The organism is Falsiroseomonas sp. RANM36 (assembly GCF_056682175.1).
In genome coordinates this window covers 176149-181258 of record NZ_JBWXTD010000005.1, presented here as the reverse complement: position 1 = coordinate 181258, position 5110 = coordinate 176149, and the positions used below count along the sequence as shown (strand labels likewise).

Annotated in this window: 6 protein-coding genes; 4 read left to right on the top strand and 2 right to left on the bottom strand. The window is 74.0% G+C overall.

Going from position 1 to position 5110, the window contains the following annotated elements; translation table 11 throughout:
* The first annotated feature begins 177 nt into the window (after positions 1-177).
* Both AC1MIR_RS18780 and AC1MIR_RS18775 read left to right on the top strand, forming a co-directional pair.
* Positions 178-927 carry a lytic transglycosylase domain-containing protein gene (locus AC1MIR_RS18780; RefSeq protein ID WP_480029713.1) on the top strand — a complete coding sequence of 250 codons (750 nt, stop codon included), beginning with the start codon at positions 178-180 and terminating at the stop codon, positions 925-927.
* Positions 928-985: 58 nt separating this feature from the next.
* Positions 986-1474, top strand: a complete 489-nt coding sequence (locus tag AC1MIR_RS18775) for a TspO/MBR family protein (protein WP_480029712.1) — start codon at positions 986-988, stop codon at positions 1472-1474.
* Here AC1MIR_RS18775 and AC1MIR_RS18770 read toward each other — a convergent pair whose 3' ends face one another.
* Both AC1MIR_RS18770 and AC1MIR_RS18765 read right to left on the bottom strand, forming a co-directional pair.
* Complete coding sequence (locus AC1MIR_RS18770; RefSeq protein ID WP_480029711.1) at positions 1475-2407, bottom strand: dihydroorotate dehydrogenase; 933 nt, start codon at positions 2405-2407, stop codon at positions 1475-1477. It abuts the gene before it with no gap.
* Positions 2401-3219, bottom strand: a complete 819-nt coding sequence (locus AC1MIR_RS18765) for a dihydroorotate dehydrogenase electron transfer subunit (protein ID WP_480029710.1) — start codon at positions 3217-3219, stop codon at positions 2401-2403. The genes AC1MIR_RS18770 and AC1MIR_RS18765 overlap by 7 nt, the downstream gene beginning before the upstream one ends.
* Positions 3220-3318: 99 nt before the next feature.
* Here AC1MIR_RS18765 and AC1MIR_RS18760 point away from each other — a divergent pair, with 99 nt between their 5' ends.
* Complete coding sequence (locus tag AC1MIR_RS18760) at positions 3319-4614, top strand: hydantoinase/carbamoylase family amidase (RefSeq protein ID WP_480029709.1); 1296 nt, start codon at positions 3319-3321, stop codon at positions 4612-4614.
* The coding region (locus AC1MIR_RS18755; RefSeq protein WP_480029708.1) for an orotate phosphoribosyltransferase at positions 4611-5110 on the top strand (500 nt) is incomplete at its 3' end. The genes AC1MIR_RS18760 and AC1MIR_RS18755, both read left to right, overlap by 4 nt.

Here is a 5110-nt window from a genome sequence, read left to right as displayed (position 1 = left end):
CCCGGCGCGGCGCCGCCGACGGCCATCCCGGCCGAGCCGGAGCCGCCCGGCCCCGCGCCGCAGAACGCCGCCCCGCCCGACGCCGCGCCGCCGCCGGCCGAGGCCGCGCCCGCCATCCCGCCAGCCTTGCCGATTCTCTGAGGCGCCGCTGGCACGGGCATTGCTGCCGGGGGCGGCATGCGCCGCCTCCTCGCCCTTCTGCTGCTGCTCTCCCCCACCACCGCGGCGGCCGAGCCCGGCCGGCTCTGCCGCGCGGCGATCCAGGCGGCGGAGCGCGCCGCCGGCATCCCGGCGCAATTGCTGATGGCGATCGGCCGGGTCGAATCCGGCCGGCGCGACCCCGAGACGGGCGCCTTCCACCCCTGGCCCTGGACCATCAATGCCGAGGGTCGTGGGCAGTTCTTTCCCACCAAGGCGGCAGCGATCGCCGCCGTGCGGGACTTGCAGGCGCGCGGCGTCCGCTCGATCGATATCGGCTGCATGCAGGTGAACCTGCGCCACCACCCGGACGCCTTCCCCACCCTGGAAGCCGCCTTCGACCCGGCCACCAACGCGCGCTACGCGGCGCGCTTCCTCAGCGAGCTGAACGCCTCGCGCAACGACTGGCAGCGCGCGGCCAGCGCCTATCACTCGCAGACGCCGGAATTCGCCGAGCCCTATCGCGCCCGCGTGATGGCCGCCTGGGCGCAGGAACAGGCCCGGCCGCATCCGCCCGTCGCGCTGCCCGCCCCGCCCGCCCTGGCGCAGGCGGGCAGCGGCGCGGCGCGACTGACCAACGGCGCGGAGCGGGTGGCGCTGCCGGCCGGCGCCGGGCCGGAGGGCCGCGGACTCGCCGCCTATCGCAGCCTGCCGGTGCCGATCGCCGGCCGCCCGCCGCTCGCCCGCGCCCTGCTGGGCGCCATCCCGCCGCGGGTCACGCCGCGCTGAACCGGCGGGGTTGCGGTTTCGCTCGACAGCGGCGGCCGGCTGCCCCACCTAGCGCGGCATGAACACCGCATCGCTCCTGGCCCTGGGCGGCTTCCTGCTGGCCTGCTTCGCCGCCGCCTCGACGGGGGCGATCTTCCGGCCGGGGGCCTGGTACGCCGCGCTCGACAAGCCCGCCTGGAACCCGCCGAACTGGCTGTTCGGGCCGGCCTGGGCGGTGCTCTACACGGCCATCGCCGTCGCGGCCTGGCTGGTCTGGCGGGAGGTGGGCTTCGGGCCGCAGATCTGGCTGTGGTTCGGCTCGCTGCTGCTGAACGCGGCCTGGTCCTGGCTGTTCTTCGGCCTGCGCCGCATGGACCTGGCGTTCTACGAGCTGGTGGTGTTCTGGCTTTCCATCCTGGGGATGGTGCTGGCCTTCTTCCCCGTCAGCGCCGCGGCGGGCTGGCTGCTGGTGCCCTATCTCGCCTGGGTGACCTTCGCGGGCGTGCTGAACTGGACGCTGTGGCGGATGAACCCGGCGCTGAACGGCAACCCGCTGCCGGCGGAGTAGCTACTCCGCCGCCTCGCGCAGCGGGCGCGGCAGCGCGGCGCCGGTCAGCTCGGCAACGCGCGCGATGCCCTTGCGCGCGCAGAAGTTTTCGAGCGCCTCGATCACCGAGAGCATCGCGGTGGGGCTGACGAAGCTGGCGGTGCCGACCTGCACGGCGGCGGCGCCGGCCATCAGGAACTCCACCGCATCCTCCCCCGTGGCGATGCCGCCGACGCCGATGACGGGGATGCGCACCGCCTGGGCGCATTGCCAGACGAGGCGGAGCGCGATCGCCTTGAAGGCCGGGCCGGAGAAGCCGCCCATCCCGCTGCCGAGCTTCGGCCGCGCCGTCTCGATGTCGATGGCGAGGCCGAGGATGGTGTTCGCCACCACCACCGCATCCGCGCCCGCCTGCTCCACCGCGCGCGCCACGGCGGCGATGTCGCCGGTGTTGGGCGACAGCTTGGCCCAGAGCGGCATGCCCGGCGCCGCGCGGCGCATCGCGGCGATGGCCGCCGCCGCCGGCTCGGGATGCATCGCGAAGGCGCGGCCATCCTCCTCGAGATTCGGGCAGGAGATGTTCGCCTCGATCGCCGCCACGCCCGGCGTCGCGGCGAGGCGCGCGGCGCAGTCGGCGAAGCTCGCGACGGTCGGCGCGGAGAGGCTGACGATCAGCGGCGCGCGGAAGCGGCGCCATTCCGGCATGGCGTGGGCGATGAAGTGATCCAGCCCCTTGCCGGGGATGCCGATGGAGTTCAGCACGCCGGCCTCCGTCTCGCACAGGCGCGGCAGCGGATTGCCGGCGCGGAATTCCGGCGTGACGGATTTGGTGACGAGCGCGCCGAGCCGATCCAGGTCGAACACCTGCGCAAGCTCCGGCCCGAAGGTGCCCGAGGCCGGCATGACCGGGTTCACAAGCGTCAGTGACCCTATGCGGACGGAAAAATCTACCATGCGAGCGCGGCCTGCAGGTCGAAGACCGGCCCCTCCGCGCAGACGCGGAGATTCACGACCTTGCCGTGCTCGTCGCGCACCTGGCGCACGCAGCAGAAGCACATGCCGAGGCCGCAGCCCATCTGCTGTTCCAGCGCGACCTGTCCCGGGATCCCGTGCTCCGCTGCGAGGCGCTGCAACAGGAGAAACAGGCGGTTGGAGCCGCAGGTGAACACCGCGTCCGGCCGCGCCGCCGCGAAGCGCGCGCGCAGCATCTTTTCTACGTGCTCGACATCGCTGCCGCCATCCGCGTCGAACACCGCGGTGATCGCGGCGCCCGATCCGCCGGCGAATTCCGCCGCCATCAGGTCGGGCGCCGCGCGCGCCGACAGCACCGCCTCCACCGCGATGCCCGTCGCGGCGGCGGCTTCGGTGACCGGCGCCAGCGTCGCCAGCCCGACGCCGCGCGCGACGACCAGGATGCGGCGCCAAGCGGGATCGAGCCGGAAGCCGTGGCCGAGCGGACCGACGACGGACAGCGCCTCGCCCGCGCGCAGCCGCGCCAGCGCCGCCGTGCCCTTGCCCTTCACATGGAACAGGAAGCCGAGCGGCCGGCCTTCGCCGCAGCGCCAGATGCTCATCGGCCGGCGCAGATAGGGGCCGGCGCCGCCACCGTCGCGGCAGAGCAGATGGAAGAACTGCCCCGGCAGGCTGCGCGCCGAGAGATCGGGCGCATCGAGCAGCAGGCGGTGATAGCGCCGCCCGACCGGCGCGCTCTCGATCACCGCCACGCTGCGCTCGGCCACCGGGAAGGCGGCCGCCCCGAGATCCATGCAGCCGGTCTCCTGCCTGCGATCCGATGTTCGGGCGCGGGGGCGCGAAGTCAAGCGCGCGGCTTGCCGGGCCCGGCGGGGCGGGCGATGGTCCGGCGCATGGACCTCGCCGTCCCCGCCCCGCTCGCCATCGCGCCCGATCTCGCCGCGCTGGCGCGCGACCTGTTCGAGACGCTGCGCGCCGCCGATCACGACGGCGTGGGCATCACGCGCGAGACCTACGCGCCCGGCGAGACGCGCGCGATGCGGCGGATCGAGGCGATCGCGCGCGAAGCGGGCCTCGTTTGCGCCTGGGATGCCGCGGCCAATCTGCGCGTGACGCTGCAAGGCACCGATCCCGCCCTGCCGGCCGCCGCCTGCGGATCGCATCTCGACAGCGTGCCGCAGGGCGGCAATTTCGACGGCGCGGCCGGGGTGATCGCCGGGCTGATCGCGCTGCTGCATGCGGCGCGCGGCCCGCGCCCGGCACGCAGCCTGCATCTCTTCGTGCTGCGCGGCGAGGAAAGCGCGTGGTACGGCCGCCCCTATCTCGGCTCCTCTGCGCTGTTCGGGCAGTTCGATCCGGCCTGGCTGGATCTGCCGAACCTGCACGATCCGTCGCTCACGCTCGGCGCGGCGATGCGGCGCGAAGGCGCGGAGGTGGACGCCGTCGCGGCGCGCCGCGTGCTGTGCGACCCCGCCTCGCTCTCGCACTTCGTGGAACTGCATATCGAGCAGGCGCCGGTGCTGGTCGCACGTCGCGTGCCGGTCGGCCTCGTCTCCGGCATACGCGGCAACCAGCGCCACCCGAACGGCCGCGCGGTGGGCGAGGCGGCGCATTCCGGCGCGGTGCCGCGCTGGCTGCGGCGCGATGCGGTGCTGGGCGCGGCCGACTTCGCCATGCGCCTCGACGCAAGCTGGCGCACGCTGCTGGAGCGCGGCGAGGATCTGGTGATGACCTTCGGCATCTTCACCACCGACCCACGCGAGCATGCGATGACGCGCGTGCCCGGCGATGTGCGCTTCACCCTCGAATGGCGCAGCGAGAGCGAGGCGACGCTCGACGCCTTCGGCGCGCTGGCGCAGGCGGAGGCAGAGGAGATCGCGCGGGAGCGCGGCGTGCGCATCGCGCTCGGCGCGGGCGTGCGCACGCCGCCCGCGGCGATGGACAAGCGCCTGCTGGCGCATGCGCGCGCCATCTGCACAGCGGCGGGCTTGCCGCATGAGGTTCTGGCCAGCGGCGCCGGCCACGACGCCGCCATTTTTTCCAATGTCGGCGTGCCGGCGGCGATGGTGTTCGTCCGCAACGAGCATGGCAGCCACAATCCCAGGGAAGCGATGGACTTCGACGATTTCCTGCACGGCGCGGCGCTGCTGCGCGAATTGCTCTTCACCGGCGCGGACGCCTTGCGATGAATGACAGCATCGGGCGGCGCACCGCGCAGATCCTGCTCGACACGGGCTGCATCCTGCTGCGGCCGGACCGGCCCTTCATCTTCTCCTCGGGCTGGGCAAGCCCGGTCTATCTCGACATCCCGCGCGCGCTGTCCTTCCCACTGGCGCGCGCCGCGCTGCTGGACGGCGCGGAGGCGCGCATCCTGGAACGCGTGGGCTATGCCGGCTTCGACGCGATCGCCGCCACCGAGCAGGGCGGCATCGCCCTCGCCGCCATGCTGGCCGAGCGTTTCCGGCTGCCCTTCGTGACGGTGCGCCGCCGCGCCCAGGGTTTTGGCGCCGACGCGCATGTGGAAGGCGCGCTGCCCAAGGGAGCGCGCGCGCTGCTGGTCAGCGACGTCACCACCGATGGCCGCCGCAAGGCGCGCGATGCGCGCTCGCGGCGGCAGGCGGGGGCCTCCGTCGCGCATGTGTTCGGGGTGGTCAACTACGGCATCGTCGGCCGGCTGGGGCCGGG